The following is a 16,772-nucleotide window of genomic DNA, read 5'->3' on the forward strand; positions in this document are numbered from 1 at the left end:
GCGCGACGCCATTTCAGCTTTAAAACCCTTGAATGAAAAATAACAATTACAGGTGATTGGTTTATGAAATTGAAAATGACATGCGTGGCGGTACTAGGTGCCCTGGGCCTGAGTCAGGGAGCAATGGCAGCATTGAATGCCGATGAAATTGCCCGGTTGGGAGACGATCTGACTGTCTGGGGTGCGATTCAGGCAGGCAATGAAGCGGGAACCATCCCTGCGTATACCGGACCTGTTGAGCCGCCAGCGGACTACGATCCTTCCAAACCAGGTAAACGGCCTGATCCTTTCGCAGACGAAAAGCCAATGTTCAGCATAACCGCTGACAATATGGACGAATACGCGGATCAGCTTTCGGCAGGCACGCAAAAGATGTTGCAGCAGTACCCGAGCTTTCGCCTGGATGTATATCCCACCCATCGAACGGCTAGTTATCCAGAATACGTCCTTGATAATACATTGAAGAACGCTAAAACCTGCGAGTTGGCTGATAACCTCCTGCAATTGTCAGGGGAATGTTATGGAGGTGTACCCTTCCCGATTCCAAAAAATGGTTCCGAGGTTATGTGGAACCGGACGCTGAAATACGATCAATATGCATACGAATCTCCAGCCCAGACGTCGACCCTGGTAGACGCGAAAGGACGAGTTATCGAAACGGGCGCTTTCGAATACTGGCAAACCTTCCCTCATTACGAGCCGGGTCGCACAGCGCCAATCGACAGTGAGGAAATGCTGGAGTATGGCAGGGTCGACTGGACTGGGCCGGCGCGTAAGGCTGGTGAAAAGCTGGTGATTCACGATAACGTGGATATGCTCAATATTGGCCGACGCGCCTGGTCCTATCTGCCGGGCCAGCGTAGAGTCAAGCTCTCGCCTGATGTTGCCTATGACACACCTAGTCCAGCGGGCGGAGGAATCGGTACTACCGATGAAACACAAGTGTTTTACGGTTCCCAGGATCGCTACAACTTTGAGCTCATGGGCCGGAAAGAAATGTTCATTCCGTATAATACATTCAAGTTACATGATGAATCCCAGTGCTCGGCTGAACAGGTTTATACACCTAACCATATGAATCCCGATTGTGTTCGCTGGGAGTTGCACAGGGTCTGGGTGGTCGAAGCTACACTGAAAGAGGGTAAGCGGCATATCTATCCCCGTCGAACATTTTATTGGAACGAAGATATTTACGCAGTGGGGATGGCTGATAACTACGATGATGCGGGGAATATATATCGAGTTACCCGTACCCACTATTATCCCTTCTATGAAACCCATGGGCATAATACGCATGAGTTTGTAGTCCATGACCTCGCCAGCGGTGGCTATGTGCGGCAGGCTTACACACCGGCCGACGGCAACATGATGACGGTGACTTCCGCAGAGGAGGCTCACCCGGCTCGCTTCTATCAACCCTCAAGCCTTTCCCGCGGCGGCGTTCGCTAAGCAGATCAGTGGGGTTGGTTAACACCAACCCTCGATTCTCAAGGGAAGTATGAGGGTAAAAATAACAACGTGTTGTCGAGGTTTGAACCATGAGACTGAATAATAAAGTAGCACTGATCACCGGAGCCGCGTCAGGTATTGGCGAGGGGATTGCTCGTCTCTTTGCCGCAGAGGGAGCCAAGGTGCTGGTGACCGATATACACGACGAGGCAGGACGCCGCCTGGCCCAGAGTCTGACGGGCAATTGTCATTATCATCATCTGGATGTTTCAAAAATGAGTGATTGGCGGGACGCGATCGGCTGGGCGGAATCGAATCTCGGGCCGGTAGATATCATGGTCCACAGTGCTGGAATATCCTTCCCCGCAGATATCGAGACAGTCGATGAAGAGGCCTGGCACAATCACATGAATGTACATGGTTTGGGTACGATGCTGGGTTGCAAGGTCACTGTCGAAAGTATGAAAAAGGTAGGGAAGGGCTCCATCATCAATATATCGAGTGTGGAGAGCATTCGTCCCGGTCCACTTTTTGTTGCTTATGGCGCAGCAAAGGCGGCTATGGATTCTGTCACCAAGACAGTTGCTTTGCATTGCGGTGAAAGAGGCTACAACATCCGGGTTAACTCGGTACACCCGGCCGCCACGCGCACCCCGCTGGTGCAGCAGTATCTGGACGGCGCGGAAGATCCTGTGGCACTCGAAAAAATATACGCCGGCATGCAGCCGCTCGGGCGCATTGCTGAAGTCAGCGAGATAGCCTCAGCTGTACTGTTTCTTGCTTCAGATGATGCAAGTTTCATGACAGGGCATCAAATGTATGTAGACGGTGGAGTTTTGAGTAAACCCTACCCAGCAGGGGAGGGTGCCTAGAAAATGGACATGTCCCAATCCATGCTGAGCGAAGTGGCGCTGCTCATTGACAAACAGCAACTGCATGAACTGAATGTTCGTTATTGCATTGGGGTTGATCGTAAGGATCATGCGTTGCTTTCCAGAGTATGGGCTGAATCTGCGACCATTGATTTCGGTTTATTCAGGGGAAGCGCCAGCGAATTTTGCCAATTGATTGTTCTGGACGATCCGGCCGTCAGCATCGCGCATCATTTCGCTTCCAATGAACTATTTGAAATTCAGGGTGATAAAGCCACAGGGCAGAGCTACGTTATTGGTAGTTCGGTCAGGCCGCAGGGGGACGGGTCCCAAGAAAATCAACTGGTGGGTGGTCGTTACCTGGATACCTATATACGCGAAGAGGGCAAATGGCTGATCAGCCGTCGCCACTTCGTCGTTGACTGGGTCCACGCGCAAGTCAGTCTCGCAGACTACCAGGCGGGAATTGCGGCGGTCGCTACCAACGGCAAGCCCTCGACAGATGACATCGCATACAGTTTCCCACATGCTGGCTTTTTTGAAGGGGAGTAGAGTTATGGAGAATGCATTTCACCAGGTTATCTCTGTCGAAGAGCTGGCTCCAGGGCAGTCCAAAGCGGTAGAGCTGGAAGGGCTGAGCGTCCTGGTTTGCAATGTTAAAGGTGAGTTCCTGGCGGTAGAAAACCGCTGCACCCACCAAGCCTCGGAACTGGAAGGCGGCAGAATTCGTAACGGTATGATTTCCTGCCCTTTGCACGGGGTCATGTTCGATTTGCGTACCGGCTGCGGCCGAGGCCCTTTGGGCAAAGTACCGCTGCGCACTTTTGCGGTACAGGTGATTGGCGACCAGGTACATGTGCGATTAACGGAGCCGGCCGAAGCGCAAGCATAGTTTTCGCTAGCTAAAAAACAGTCAAGGCTGATTTAATGGTTGCAAGCTGCGCATCCGTCTTGCTGTAACTCTAGCTGCTTATATTGGCCATCAGCTCAGTCGGGTGGTGGCGTTAGCTGATATGTGCTGTAGCAGGTTAATGAATTCGGCTGGTTTTTGTTTATGTTGTTTCGTAACAAACGCGGCCCGCGAATACTGATTTTTTGAACTTAAACTAGAGACCAAAAATAAAACTATGGAGTACACCATGGAGCTGATAAAAGTTCACCCTCTCACTATGGACGGTCGTGATGCCAGCCTGCTACGCGGGGATCCTATGACTGGCGACCGGTATTATTCGCGCGAGTTTGCCCAGCGTGAATGGGATCATATGTGGACCAAGATCTGGCACGTCGCTGGCCGCGTCGCGGAGTTGGAGGAGGCGGGCGACTATCTCGTCCATGATTTCATGCATGAATCAGTAATCGTAATCCGGCAGGAAGACGACAGCTTCAAGGCGTTTTATAACAGCTGTGGCCATCGTGGTCAGCGCTTGGTCTGGGATAACTCGCATGCGGGAGCGGGTTTTCATTGTCCTTATCATGGCTGGCTTTGGGGTAGAGACGGGGTATTGAAGTCAGCACAAGATCCCGATGATTTTCCCGGCGGAAACCCCTGTGGGAAGTTGAAACTGAATGAGCTCAGGTGTGACACCTGGGGCGGCTTCATCTGGTACACCATGGATGATGACGCACCGCCTCTGCTGGAATACCTGGAGCCAATGCCCGAGCTGTACAAGAACTACCCAATGGAGACGGGAGTTCGTGTTTTCTGGATGAAGATCAACCTCGATACCAACTGGAAGTTTGCCACTGACAACTTCAGTGAGTCCTACCACACTCGCACAGCACACCCCCAAGTGCCGCCGTTCATCGATCAGGATGTTGATAGTGCCCGCCATGAAATGTTTCCCCGGGGACATGGCCGAACGGTGCAACCCATGCGGCCATCCCTTTCTGATCGATTGCCCGAGGGCACTCCACAGCCTTTTGATGATTTGCTACGTCAGTGGGGCATTGATCCTGATAGCTACCCCGATTTCGAATCCAAGGCGATTCAGGGTTGGCTAGACCTCAAGGCGGCCAAGCGCAGGCTATGGAAAGAGAAAGGGTACAAGCATTACGAGCACATGAACGATGAGGAGCTTACCGATAGTCCGCATACGGTGATATTCCCCAACGTCACGATTTCGTTTCTGCCGGATCAATTGATCTTTTTCCGTACCGAACCTCATCCGGATGATCCCAACAAGTGCACGTTCGACCTGTGGTGCATGGTCTACCCCGTCGAGGGGCAAACCGAGGTCGAATCGATCATGGCCGGCATGCAACCGCTGGAGGAAGCAGAGCTGCACGTCCGTGACTTCGATAATGGCGCGGGGGTGCCGGAGATCGTGGACCAGATCGTCTATCAGGACATGTTGTTGGCGGACGGTCAGCAGCGGGGCATCAGGTCGCAGGGGTACAAGGATACTGTCTTGTGCAACCAGGAGACGCGGGTTCGCTTCTTCCATGAAGTCCTGAATGATTATCTCGAAGGCCGAGTCTGAAAAAGGAACGTGAAATGACCGATCTACAATCCATGCAGGCTCAGTTGACACGTTTGAACGATCTGGAAGAGATACGCACACTACGTCACCGTTACGCCTATCTTGCCAATATCGTTGATGGTGTGCCCGGCGATGCGGAGCAGTTCGCCGCCTTGTTTACACCTACCGGAACACTGGATCTGGGTATGGGATTGGTAACGGGCCACGCCGAGATAGTCGCAATGATGACCTCCGCAACCACGCAGTGGACTTGTGCCATGCATTATATGCTGAACCCACTTATCGAGCTGAAAGGGGACCGGGCGGAAGGGAAAGTCTCAGGACTGTTTGCCTTTACCACGACCGACAATCCGTCACCGATATGGCTGTCCAATATTTACTCGGATGAGTATGTGAGAACGGCGCAAAGTTGGAAATTTCAGTCGGTAACAATAAAGACAACCTTTGTAGACCCGCAGTTCATGGAAGCCTACGCCGGCATGATCGAATAATCCCGATGAGACAGATGAGGAAGAAGACCGGGCCAAGGGTGCCCAGGCATCACCCGGTCAGACAGATAGCGTATTTCGTGGACGACGTCGCCAGGAGTGCGTACGACCATCACCTGCTGTTCGGCTCAGGGCCTTACTTCGTGGTCGAGAACATCGAACTGGCAGTATGTCTACACCGAGGCGAGCCGAGCAAGCTCGACCATACCTCTGCCTATGGTCAATGGGGTGAGGTGATGGTCGAGTTTTGCCAGCAGAATAACCCTGGACCCTCCGTCTTTTATGACCACTGTCCGATCGGGAACGGCGCTATCCATCATGTGGCGATCATGGTCGAGGATTTACAGCTGGCCATCAGTGGATACGAGCAAGCAGGCTATGAAACGGCCCTCTACGCTGAGCTAACGTCAGGGCAGGCCTATGCAATGATTGATTGCACGCGAGCCCTAGGCCACTTCGTCGAATTATATGAACCTACTGAAGAGCTAACCGATTTCTATTCCTTGGTCCGATCCGCTTCACAAGACTGGGACGGAAATGAAGTTTGAATCACACCGGGTTTTATGGAGGCCATTTCGTTTAAGTCAGGCGGCCATGGCCTGACCGGTGTTTTGCTGATAGAAGTTTGCCTCAGCTTCTGCCGGCGGTATATATCCAATCGAGCTCAGTAACCGCTGGTAGTTGTACCAGTGAACCCACTTCAAGGTGGCGATTTCGACGGCTTCGCGGCTCCTCCAAGACTGCCGGTAAATCAGTTCCGCTTTGTACAAGCCATTGATGGTTTCCGCCAAGGCGTTGTCGTAGCTGTCTCCTTTGCTACCAACAGAGGGCTCTATTCCAGCCTCAGCGAGACGCTCCGTATAACGAATAGAGACGTACTGACTACCCCTATCGCTATGGTGGATCAGACCGTCCGTGTGGCCTGGCTGCCGGGCGTAGAGTGCTTGCTCCAGGGCATCAAGCACGAAGTCCGTTTTCATGCTGTTGCTCACACGCCAGCCGACGATACGTCGCGCAAAGACATCGATAACGAAGGCTACGTAGAGCCAACCCTGCCACGTTGATACGTATGTAAAGTCTGAAACCCATAACTGATTGGGACGGTCAGCTTTGAACTGGCGTTGAACCTTGTCGAGAGGACAGACGGCGTTGCCATCAGGCACCGTGGTACGAACTACCTGGCCGCGCCGAACACCCTGCAACCCCAAGTGGCGCATCAGTCGCGCAACGGTACAACGGGCAACGTGCACCTTGTCGCGCCTGAGTTGCTTCCAGACCTTCACGACGCCATAGCAGCGCATGTTGTCCTCCCATACACGCTTGATGTCCTCACACAGCAACTCATCCTGTTGGGCGCGAGTGCTTCGCCGTTCAGGCTGTCGGGCACGTGCTGCATGCAGGTAGTAACCGGACGGAGCGATCTGCACCACGCGGCAGATCGACTCGACCCCGTAACGGTCACGGTACTCGTCAACGAAGGCGTTCAGGGTTTGTTGCGGCGGTCGAGCTCCGCCTGGGCAAAATAAGCACTGGCCAGGCGGAGGATCTCGTTCGCTTTACGCAGCTCACGATTCTCGCGCTCCAAAGCCTTGATACGGTCCCGTTCCTCAGTCGTCTGACCGGGTCGCTGGCCGTTGTCGGTCTGGTGTTTGCGCACCCAGCCATGCAGCGTCTGCGGGACACAACCAATCTTGGGTGCAATGGATTCGATGGCTGCCCACTCGGAGGGGTAGTCCTTCAAGTTCTCCAGAACCATGCGCACAGCACGTTCACGGACTTCAGGGGAGTAGCTGTTGGATTTTGTCATGCCTCATTCTCTCAAGAGTTGAGGCCTCCACGAAACCCGGTGTGATTCAGTTATCCGCTCTCTCGCTCTCCATGCGTGATAACAAATGAGGAGTACTTGAATGGCTAACATCGTAATTACCGGTGCCAACCGTGGTATCGGGCTAGCTCTGGTCAAAGACTATCTCGCGGGCGGGGACCGCGTATACGCGTTTTGTCGTTCTCCAGGCAGCGCGTCAGACCTCGCAACCATTGCACAGGCTTCGGAGGGTCGGCTGACGGTGCACCAGATAGATATGGCTGACGGCCCCTCGGTCGCCAGGGCTGTACACGCTGCCGTCAGTGATGAGCCGGTCCATGTATTGTTGAACGTGGCGGGGGTATTGGGCGGCGAGACAGGGCCGTTAACCAGTAAAACCTTTACCGAGGACGATTTTGCCGACTGGCATACCGCTTTTGAGGTTATGACTATCGGACCGTTTCGCCTGATCCAGGCGCTACTGCCTAACTTGTTGGCAGCGAAGGGCAAGGCCATGACGGTGAGCAGTCAGCTTGCCGCCTCAACCTGGCCGTACGGCGGCATGTACGCCTATGGTGCGGCAAAGGCCGGGGTGAACAGAGTCATGCGTAGCCTGGCTATCGACTTGCGAGATCAGGGCGTCTTCGTTGCGACCATCCATCCCGGTTATGTGCAGACTGACATGGGCGGGCCAACCGCAGACATCACTCCGCAAGAGAGCGCCGCCGGCATCAGGTCGGTGGTTGCAAATCTGACGTTGGAGAATAGTGGTGACTTCTTCAAGTGGAACGGCGAATTGCATCCCTGGTGATTTCCTCAGGTCTGACCTGGTGCTGTTCCTTGCCAGCGATTTGAAACCGGCGCCAGATATCCTTAAGGAGGAGAGTTACCGTTACGCCGGAAGTGATGACATTGCTTTTTCCCGCTACACCTCCCCGGATTTCTTTGCTAAGGAGATGGAGCATGTCTGGACCAAGGTGTGGCAATGGGCGTGCCGCCTGGAGCATATTCCTCAAGTAGGTGACTACTACGTCTATGAGATAGGTGCCTACTCGATTCTGGTGGTGCATACCCCCAAAGGGATCAAGGCTTATCACAACTCGTGTCTGCACCGCGGCACCAAACTCAAACCAGAGGAGGGCATGGGCTCCAGTGACCAGTTGCGCTGCCCTTTCCATGGTTGGACCTGGTCCCTTGATGGTGAAATACAAAGTATTCCCTGTGCCTGGGATTTCCCGCATGCCAAGCCGGAGAGTCTCAAGCTGCCAGAGGTCCGTGTAGGGCAATGGGGTGGTTTTATATTCGTTAACCTGGACGATGACGCAGAAGATCTCGAGAGTTTTCTGGGAGAAATTCCTGAGCACTTCGGTGGTTGGGACATGGAAAACCGGTTTACCGAGTTTCACGTGGCGAAGGAATTGCCGTGTAACTGGAAAGCGGGCGCGGAAGCGTTCCTCGAGGCCTATCATGTCGTGGAGACCCATCCTCAACTACTTCCGGGCACTGGCGATGCCAACGTCCAATATGACGTGTATAGCGATCATGTGACGCGCTTCTATGCGGCAAGCGGCGTCAGCAGCCCGCACCTGGACACTCCGCTAAGCGAGCAGGAGCTGGTTGACGCAATGCTGGTGGGTGATCGCTCGCTTGTCACTGATGAGCTGGAGGTGAAGGAAGGCGAAACGGCACGAGTCGTCATGGCGCGATTCCTGCGCAAGACGTTGGGCGAGAAGTACAAGGTCAATCTGGAAGACGTGTCCGACTCAGAGATCATCGATACCATCGAATATCATCTATTCCCCAATATGATCCTCTTTCCGGGCTTGTCATTGCCCATGGTGTATCGCTTCAGACCGCTGGGCTGCGATCCGGATCGTAGTCTGTTCGAGATCCTCTTTTTGCGCCCGCTGGCGCCCGGTGCAGAGCGTCCCGAGGCTCCCGAGGTTTCCTACGTCAAAGAGGAGGAGTCCTATGCGCTCGCTGATGGCATGGATGCCGGCATGGCACATGTCTACGATCAGGACACGTCCAACATGCGAGCTCAGCAACAGGGCTTCAAGGCGGCGAAGAAAAAGGGCGAAACCCTGGGTAATTACCAGGAAGTCCGAATCCGCCGTTTCCACAACGTACTCGACAAATACATTCAACAGAGTTGAATCAACGGAGGCTGGGGCCGCAAGGCCCCGGTTGTGATGATAATGGCAAAGGTGTTCACGCTGCTGCAACGTAGGGAAGGATGGAGTTGGCCCGAATTCAGTGATTATTGGGCAACCACACACAAGGATCACGCACTCGATTTGGCTCGAGCGGGTTTCTTTAGCGGGTATGTCCAGAACCATCTCACCATTGGCCTGCCTGGCTCAACGTGGCCCGCAGCCGATGGCATCCCGGAAATATGGGTACCATCAATCGACTCGCTGGCTGATCTCGCCGCCTCCGAGATATATCAGCAGGGGGCCGGCAGGGATGAGGCGAACTTCACTTCGGGCACGGTCGATTCGTATATCAGTGCAGACTCCCCTGAAGCGGGGCTGACAGAGATATCACTTTCCAATCCCTGTATACGCCATCTGCTGCTTTTACATACAAACTCACAGAAGCAGATCGACGAAATAGTCGGATGCCTGGATTGGTGCGATCAAGGTCAGGCTCCGGATCTGCTCATAACAGCTTCTGCTACAGATCCTGATATTCAATGCGTGGTGGTTAGTGGCTTTTGGCCTAACCTGACGGCTGCCCACAAGGGGGCGTCGGCAATGGCTGCGCTGTTGCTGGAGCTGTCAGACGTGTACCCAGTGAGCGCCGGGGTATATGAAGCGCGAACCGTGGTGAATCCTCTGACTGGCAAATGGAGTTGATCCAGGATCAGCCTATTTTTTCGAGGCGCCAGTCCATTTCGCGCCATCCCGACTTTTGCCGTTGTTCGAATGAGCGGTAGTTAAGCGCTACAGAAAGAATACGTTATCGATACGGCAGACTTGCGCGTCATTTAAATCGATAGTAGTTTTATAAAAACGATCAGGTTGGTTTTTATTTGAGTGTGACGAGACGCGGAGTGAGTGAGAACGCACAGCGCATCTGGATCTGGATCATGCGCCTGCAGAAGCTCGCATGGATCGTTGGCAGCGCCTCAGAACCTGGCGCCAGGCTGCTGACCGGTTATGGTGCGGCAGTGATTGCAATGGATAACGGATGGAATGTCACACTGACCCCACTGTCCGATTCTCAGAAAAAAAGGCAGCAAATATGAAAACAAGATACTCATCCTTGGCTCTCGCGATGGGCCTGGCAATCAGCGGTTCAGTAATTGCTGCTGTATCCGAGGAGCAGGCTCAGCAACTGGGCGACAATCTTACCCTGTGGGGCGCAGAAAAGGCCGGAAACGCGGAAGGAACCATTCCGGCCTACACGGGTGGGGTCGAGCCGCCGGCCAGTTATGACCCGAGCAGACCGGGTATTCGCCCGGACCCATTCGCCGATGAACAGGTTCTGTTTACCATCGATGCGAGCAATTACACGGAGCATCAGGAGCAGTTGACCTCGGCTGCGGTGGCTCTGTTTGAAAAGTACCCCGAATTCAAGATCAATGTTTACCCGAGCCATCGCACAGCGCGCTACCCGCAGCATTACCTGGATGCAGCGAAAAAGAATGCAACCAGCTGCACACTCGTGGCGGACGGGTTGCAGCTCCAAGGTTGTTGGGCCGGCACGCCTTTTCCTGTTCCACAAAGCGGTATTGAGGTGATGTGGAATCGCTACATGAAGTATGAAGGACATGCTTTCATGAGTCAGGACTTGAAGACGACTATCGTTGACGGCTCTGGATCGGTGATTGATACAGCAGGGCAAACCCAGTGGAACCAGTATCCTTTATGGGATCCCAGCCGTACCGAACCTCTGGAAGGGGATGAAATCAATGAGATGCTCCGTGCCGATTATGACTCTCCGACGCGCAAATCCGGTGAAAAACTGATAATCCATGATTCTCTAAATATGTTGACCAACGCCCGTCGTGCATGGAGTTATCTGCCCGGGCAGCGCAGAGTCAAGCTTTCTCCTGATGTAGCCTATGACACGCCTTCTCCGGCTGGGGCAGGAATAGGAACGGTCGACGATTCATCGGTCTTTTATGGTGCCTTTGACCGATACGATTTCGAGTTGATGGGCAAGAAAGAGGTCTACCTGCCATACAACATGTTCAAGATGTACGACACTGAGCAATGTGGCCGCGACGAGGTATTTACCAAGAATTTTGCCAACCCTGATTGTGTGCGCTGGGAGCTGCACCGTGTATGGGTAGTCGAAGCGACATTGAAAGAAGGAAAGCGCCATATTTATCCCCGGCGTACATTCTATTGGGATGAGGACTATCTGGGAGTCGGGATGAGCGCTTCTTATGACAGCACAGGTGCTGTTTACCGAGTGGTGCATTCGGAAAGCTTTCCCAAATATGAGGGCTACGGGCACATTAGTGGCCAGTTTATTACCCATGACCTTGCAAGCGGAGCTTACGCTCGCCAAGCGTATTCCACAGGCCGTTCGGGGTGGTATGACATTGAACCCAAGCCAATGAGTTTCTTTTCACCACAAGCGATGAGCGCTGGCGGCGTCAGATAATCCTTGCGGGCGCACTCTAGACAATAGGGTGCGCGAATAACTTTTTTTTCGTCGCTAAGTCGGATGATGTTCGGCGCTCTTATGCTTTCCATAGACGCGTGAATCTCCCGGTACTCGCGACTATTACAACTAGGTAGTGGTCTATAAAAAACGATCAATCCGGTTTGTTAGTGGCGCGCGCAAGGCTGCTGCACGATCGCAAGGCGCTACCGCTGACTTGAAAAACACATTCTGTTATCTCGGAGAACACGTGATGAAACGACTTGAGAACAAGGTTGCCCTGATACTCGGTGCTGATAGCCGGGACAATATGGGCCAGGACATCGCCCGACGTTTCGCAGACGAAGGGGCACGAATGGTGATTTCCGGGCGTAATGCAGAGGAGCTGGCTCGCTTCGCCGATGAGATCGGCGGCACCCATGTCGCCTGCGACATCACTTCGAAGTCCGAGCTGAAAGCAGCCATGGCCCATGCCAGAGAGTGGGGTGGGCGGCTGGACGTGGCGGTCAACTGCGTCGGCTGGGGTCTGACTCAAGGCTTCCTGGAAACTGGGGAGCAGGAGTTGGAGAAGATGATTGCGCTGCAATTCAAAGGGCCGTTCCTGTTTCTCCAGGAGGCGATTGAAGGAATGGCGGAAGGCGGTTCGATCATTCAGATCAGCTCCGCCACAACTCGCGCGGTAATCGAGAACTACGCAGCGTATATCGGCACAAAAGGCGGCATCGACCACGTGGTGCGCTGTGTGGCCAACGAGTTCGGCAGCCGCGGAATACGCGCCAACTGCATCTCCCCAGGCTTGACCGAAACCCCGATGACCGCTGAGGCCATGGCGACGCCAGGGGTTCGCGAATGCTTCACTGCGCGTTATCCGCTGGGACGCATTGGTACCACGGCAGACATCGCCGCCGCTGCTGTGTGGCTGGCTAGCGACGAATGCTTTATGACCGGCGAGAATCTTCAGGTTAACGGCGGCTTGCTGCTTCGAAGTAATCCCACCGGTGCTGACGTCGGTGCCGCAGTGGAAAAGGCCATGGCGGCACAAGCCAAGGGCTGAAGAAAAGGGCGGTTGCGTAAGCACGCAACCGCCAGGCTGGAGGACAAACCAAGTATATCGACGAGCCATGGAGCTCCTTTGCGTCACACCGCTGTAGCAATAACAACAAAAGGATCACAGCATGCAATTCAAAGACAAAGTGGTACTGGTCACGGGCGCCAGTGGCGGCATAGGCGCTGGAACGGCGAAAGCTTTTGCCCGAGAGGGTGCAAAGGTGATGCTGGCCGATATCAACGTTGAACAAGGCAAGCAGCGACTGGCTGAGATTGAATCTGCCGGCGGTGAAGCCGCTTTTTTCCCCATTGATGTGACCTCTGCCGAGCACATGCAAGCGCTGATCAACGAGACCGTCCGGCGCTTTGGCAGATTGGATATTGTCCATAACAACGCTGGCATCAGCGGCGGGAATCATTTCACCGCCGATGTCACCGAGACCGAGTTTGACCAAATCGTTGCGGTCAACTTGAAGGCCGTCTGGCTATGCATGAAGTATTCGATCGAGCAGATGCTTAAACAAGGCGGCGGAGTGTTAGTCAATACCGCTTCGGCGTTGTCGCTCACGACCATACCTGGCTCGGCTCCCTATGTTGCTACAAAGCATGCGGTCGCCGGCCTGACCAAAACGGCAGCCACCGAATACGGTGCGCAGAACATCCGCATCAACGCCGTCTGCCCGGGGGTAATCCGTACCGCCATGCTCAATAGCCACCCGCGTCTGGATGAAATGGAGCCCAAGCTGCTAGCACTACATCCCGCTGGGCGGCTCGGAGAGATCGATGAGGTGGTCAATGCGGTGCTATGGCTTGCGTCGGACGGCGCTTCGTTCATGCATGGCAGCCTGATGACGGTGGATGGCGGCTGGACGGCTGCCTGAGTTGGCTGGCTATCCGCGTGCTGTTTTCGCGTCGGTTTCTGATGGTTCCCGAATCTTGGTGAGGGCCTGAGCATGCGCAGCATGTGGTTGAAAATTATCCTGGTGTATCTGTTCGGCCTGGCGGCGACTTCGCCCCTGGGGATGATGGGACCGCTGGTCAGCGACATTCAGCGGCACTTCGCAGTGAATAGTCAGGGGGTCGGCATCGCGCTTGCCGGTCAGCTTCTGCCACTGGCGTTCGCTGGAGTACTGATGGGCTGGCTGATCGGCCGGCTCGGGCCGCGGCGATTGCTGGCCATCGGCGCGGTGTTGATGGCGTTCGGTGCTCTGGTCAACGCCTGGACCGCGCACTTTGCTCTGTTCCGTGGCGCGTTGTTACTGCAGGGGCTGGCGCTTGTGGCGCTGCTCACGGCGGGCCAAAGCCTGCTCATGATGATGACCTCGGGGCGGCAACAGGTGCAGGCGTTGACGCTATGGTCAACAGTTGCACCGGTAGGCTTCGCGGTTGGCGCAGTGCTGGTTTCCTTTTTTGCTGGTGGCGAGCGCTGGCAGAGCGGTTTTCTGATTTACGGTGTGGCGCTGATGCTTTTCAGTCTGGCCAGCCTGCTGCTCCCAGTTATCCGCATGACGCCGGTTGCCGGTAATTTCCGCGTGGTTCTGCGTAATGGCAGCGTCTTGCGTTTTGGCTTCGGTCTTAGCCTGGCGTCCCTTGCGGGGGTTGGCACCAATGTTATCGGTGCGCTGTATCTCAATCAGGTGCATGGAGTGTCGCCGGCCCTGAGTGCGCAGATTATGGCCGTGGCGAGCCTGTCCGGCATTGCCGGAAGCGTGGTGACCGGCATGCTGCTTGCGCGAGGCGCGGCGGGGCGCACCGTCGGCGCGCTTATTGTGGCCATTGCGGTGTGCGGTGGCACCGCGTTCTATGTGCCATGGGGCGTTCTGCCAGTGGCGCTGGCCGGGGCTATCGCTCAACAGGTAGCCATGGGTGGGTTCATCGCCATGACCTACTCGTTGCTACCACGCGTATTGCCGGATCCGAGCATGTCGGGCGCTGCGGTAGGGCTCGTCGGGCAGATCACCGGCCTCGGTGCCACCGTTGCAGCGCCGCTGTTCCTGGCCGTACTGGCTTGGGGGCAGTGGAGCTATCTGTTATCACTCGTCGTCACCATCTGGGCTACCTGTCTGTTGCTATTGCCGCGGGCGCGCGCGGCTGTTCCGGTCACAGGCGGGCCCTTCTCGCTTCGCGACGACCTCGCAAACCAAAGTCTTCCACTCAATAATAAAAGGACTACCCCATGACGCTACTCAATCGCCAGCTCTGTCTGGAGTCTCGCCCAGAGGGCGTGCCCAGCGAAAATAATGTCCGTCTGCGCAGTTCTCCCCTGCGCCGGCCTGGCCAGGGCCAGGTTTTGCTGCAGAACCTGTACTTGTCGATGGATCCGGCAATCCGAGGCTGGATGAGCGAAAAACCCAGCTATATGCCGCCGATCGTCCTGGGTGAGCCGGTACGCAGTTCGACCCTGGGCCGGGTGGTAGAAAGCTGTCACCCGGATTTCCAGATCGGGGATATTGTCGTCGGGCTTGCGGCCAATGGGTGGGAGGACTTCAGTCTGACCGATGGCGAACAGCTGGATCGCATTGAGCCAGATCCGCGTTTTCCGCTCAGTCATTATTTGAGCGTGTTCAGTGCGGTGGGTCTGACGCCTTACTTTGGTGTACTGGATATTGGCAAACCAAAGGCTGGGGAGACGATGTTAGTCAGTGCCGCAGCAGGCGCAGTGGGTTCTCTTGCTGGCCAGATCGCACGGATCAAGGGCTGTCGTACCGTGGGTCTGGTCGGAAGCGACGAGAAATGCCGCTGGATCGTGGAGGAGCTGGGTTACGACTGCGCGATCAATTACAAAAACTGCGGAGACCTGACCACCGCGATTGCAGAAGCCTGTCCGGACGGTGTCGACAGCTATTTCGATAACGTCGGCGGCGAGATTCTCGACGCTGCCTTGCTGAACATGAACACCTTCGGTCGGGTCGTGTTTTGTGGCGCTATCGCTCAATACAATACCGAGCAGCCTGTGCCTGGGCCGTTCAACTACTGGCAGGTACTTGCTCGCAGTCTCACTGTGCGGGGCTTTATTTCTCCTGAGTTCAAGGATCGGTTTGGCGAAGGCATCGAGGAAATGAGCGGTTGGATTGCTGACGGCCGCCTGGTGTTTGTCGAGGATATTGTCGAAGGACTGGAAAATACCCTGGATGCATTTTCCCGTCTGTTCACCGGTGCCAACAAGGGGAAGTTGATGGTCATGGTGCGGGACGCCTCGGAGCCGGCACCGACGATTGACGAAATTCGGGCTGCCGCGCAAGAACCCGCTCATGTCTGATGCTCCTGTAACGGTGATAACCGGCGCAGCTGGAGGGATAGGTCTGGCCCTGGTACGGCACTTGTACGGGTTGGGGCATCGGATTGTACTGGTGGATCTGGAGCAGGCCGACCTGGAAAAGGCCGCAATGAGCGCAGAGCTGGACCCGGCTCGCACGCTCCTGGTCGCCGCGGATGTGTCCCGCGAGGAGGAGGTGAAACGCTATGTCGCTGCGACGCTCGAGCGTTTCGGGAAAATCGATGGCTTTGCCAATAACGCCGGTATTGAGGGCGCTCCCGCGCTGATCGAGGAGCAATCGGTAGAGGTGCTCGACCGAGTTTACGCGGTGAATGTTCGCGGTGTTTTTCTGGGTCTTAAACACGTATTGCAGGTGATGCGTCAGCAGGGCAGTGGGGCAATCGTTAATTTGTCGTCCCTGGCTGGAGTCATGGGTGCGCCAACCCACGGCGCCTACGTCATGTCCAAACACGCCGTTATTGGCCTGACCCGCACAGCAGCAGCGGAAGCCGCCGGCGTTGGCGTGCGGGTCAATGCCGTACTGCCGGGGGCGATCAATACCGAGATGATGCGGCGCATCGAACGCGACTCTGGCAACGCTGCAGCCACTGAGGCGGCCAATCGGGCAGCCACTCCGCTGGGCCGTTATGCCGAGCCGGAGGAGATCGCTAGTGTGATCGCCTTCCTGCTCTCGCCGCAGGCTTCATACGTCACTGGCTCTCTCTACACCGCCGACGGCGGCATGAGCCCCTTTTAGGG

General features: G+C 55.4%; 18 protein-coding genes and 1 other annotated feature. Of the genes, 17 read left to right on the forward strand and 1 reads right to left on the reverse strand.

What is annotated here, in order from left to right:
* Positions 1-63 precede the first annotated feature (63 nt).
* The 7 genes from G3M63_RS09005 to G3M63_RS09035 all read left to right on the forward strand — a co-directional run bounded on the left by G3M63_RS09005 (position 64) and on the right by G3M63_RS09035 (position 5,837).
* On the forward strand, positions 64-1,449 hold the full coding sequence (locus G3M63_RS09005; protein WP_163982733.1) for a DUF1329 domain-containing protein: 1,386 nt from the start codon (positions 64-66) through the stop codon (positions 1,447-1,449).
* An 89-nt stretch (positions 1,450-1,538) separates the two neighbouring features.
* Positions 1,539-2,321: a glucose 1-dehydrogenase gene (locus tag G3M63_RS09010; protein WP_150300721.1), complete on the forward strand. Its 783-nt coding sequence runs from the start codon at positions 1,539-1,541 to the stop codon at positions 2,319-2,321.
* Between the two features lie 9 nt (positions 2,322-2,330).
* Positions 2,331-2,873, forward strand: a complete 543-nt coding sequence (locus G3M63_RS09015) for a nuclear transport factor 2 family protein (RefSeq protein WP_163982735.1) — start codon at positions 2,331-2,333, stop codon at positions 2,871-2,873.
* Between the two features lie 4 nt (positions 2,874-2,877).
* Positions 2,878-3,213, forward strand: coding sequence for a Rieske 2Fe-2S domain-containing protein (locus tag G3M63_RS09020; RefSeq protein ID WP_150300723.1), 336 nt, complete (start codon positions 2,878-2,880; stop codon positions 3,211-3,213).
* Between the two features lie 247 nt (positions 3,214-3,460).
* Positions 3,461-4,801 (forward strand): SRPBCC family protein, encoded by a 1,341-nt coding sequence (locus G3M63_RS09025; RefSeq protein ID WP_150300724.1) that lies wholly within the window; start codon positions 3,461-3,463, stop codon positions 4,799-4,801.
* Positions 4,802-4,815: 14 nt separating this feature from the next.
* On the forward strand, positions 4,816-5,292 hold the full coding sequence (locus G3M63_RS09030; RefSeq protein ID WP_163982737.1) for a nuclear transport factor 2 family protein: 477 nt from the start codon (positions 4,816-4,818) through the stop codon (positions 5,290-5,292).
* A gap of 77 nt (positions 5,293-5,369) precedes the next feature.
* Positions 5,370-5,837 (forward strand): hypothetical protein, encoded by a 468-nt coding sequence (locus G3M63_RS09035; RefSeq protein WP_218573672.1) that lies wholly within the window; start codon positions 5,370-5,372, stop codon positions 5,835-5,837.
* Positions 5,838-5,873: 36 nt separating this feature from the next.
* Here G3M63_RS09035 and G3M63_RS09040 read toward each other — a convergent pair.
* A protein-coding gene (locus G3M63_RS09040; protein WP_163981804.1) for an IS3 family transposase occupies positions 5,874-7,096 on the reverse strand; the annotation gives its coding sequence in 2 pieces (ribosomal slippage) (positions 5,874-6,811 and positions 6,811-7,096; 1,224 coding nt in all).
* Positions 6,702-6,818: a sequence feature (AL1L pseudoknot), on the reverse strand. It overlaps the preceding gene by 117 nt.
* Before the next feature lie 100 nt (positions 7,097-7,196).
* Between G3M63_RS09040 and G3M63_RS09045 the strand changes: the two genes are divergently transcribed.
* The 10 genes from G3M63_RS09045 (at position 7,197) to G3M63_RS09090 (ending at position 16,770) form a co-directional block, all read left to right on the forward strand.
* Positions 7,197-7,904: an SDR family oxidoreductase gene (locus G3M63_RS09045; protein ID WP_163982741.1), complete on the forward strand. Its 708-nt coding sequence runs from the start codon at positions 7,197-7,199 to the stop codon at positions 7,902-7,904.
* Complete coding sequence (locus tag G3M63_RS09050) at positions 7,864-9,249, forward strand: SRPBCC family protein (protein WP_218573673.1); 1,386 nt, start codon at positions 7,864-7,866, stop codon at positions 9,247-9,249. The genes G3M63_RS09045 and G3M63_RS09050 overlap by 41 nt, the downstream gene beginning before the upstream one ends.
* 42 nt (positions 9,250-9,291) lie before the next feature.
* Positions 9,292-9,951, forward strand: coding sequence for an EthD domain-containing protein (locus tag G3M63_RS09055; protein ID WP_163982743.1), 660 nt, complete (start codon positions 9,292-9,294; stop codon positions 9,949-9,951).
* Between the two features lie 233 nt (positions 9,952-10,184).
* On the forward strand, positions 10,185-10,343 hold the full coding sequence (locus G3M63_RS09060; protein ID WP_163982745.1) for a hypothetical protein: 159 nt from the start codon (positions 10,185-10,187) through the stop codon (positions 10,341-10,343).
* Positions 10,340-11,710 (forward strand): DUF1329 domain-containing protein, encoded by a 1,371-nt coding sequence (locus G3M63_RS09065; RefSeq protein WP_163982747.1) that lies wholly within the window; start codon positions 10,340-10,342, stop codon positions 11,708-11,710. Before G3M63_RS09060 ends, G3M63_RS09065 begins: the two co-directional genes overlap by 4 nt.
* A gap of 253 nt (positions 11,711-11,963) precedes the next feature.
* A complete protein-coding gene (locus G3M63_RS09070; protein ID WP_150300730.1) occupies positions 11,964-12,764 on the forward strand; it encodes an SDR family NAD(P)-dependent oxidoreductase in 801 nt (266 codons plus the stop codon).
* Positions 12,765-12,885: 121 nt separating this feature from the next.
* Positions 12,886-13,638, forward strand: a complete 753-nt coding sequence (locus G3M63_RS09075) for a glucose 1-dehydrogenase (protein WP_150300731.1) — start codon at positions 12,886-12,888, stop codon at positions 13,636-13,638.
* Between the two features lie 81 nt (positions 13,639-13,719).
* Complete coding sequence (locus tag G3M63_RS09080; protein WP_163982749.1) at positions 13,720-14,937, forward strand: nitrate/nitrite transporter; 1,218 nt, start codon at positions 13,720-13,722, stop codon at positions 14,935-14,937.
* Positions 14,934-16,016 (forward strand): NADP-dependent oxidoreductase, encoded by a 1,083-nt coding sequence (locus G3M63_RS09085; RefSeq protein WP_163982751.1) that lies wholly within the window; start codon positions 14,934-14,936, stop codon positions 16,014-16,016. The genes G3M63_RS09080 and G3M63_RS09085 overlap by 4 nt, the downstream gene beginning before the upstream one ends.
* On the forward strand, positions 16,009-16,770 hold the full coding sequence (locus tag G3M63_RS09090; RefSeq protein ID WP_163982753.1) for an SDR family NAD(P)-dependent oxidoreductase: 762 nt from the start codon (positions 16,009-16,011) through the stop codon (positions 16,768-16,770). The genes G3M63_RS09085 and G3M63_RS09090 overlap by 8 nt, the downstream gene beginning before the upstream one ends.
* The last annotated feature ends 2 nt before the right edge of the window (positions 16,771-16,772 follow it).

Origin of the sequence: Pseudomonas sp. OIL-1 (genome assembly GCF_010669185.1) — a bacterium.
Taxonomy (GTDB): domain Bacteria; phylum Pseudomonadota; class Gammaproteobacteria; order Pseudomonadales; family Pseudomonadaceae; genus Halopseudomonas; species Halopseudomonas profundi.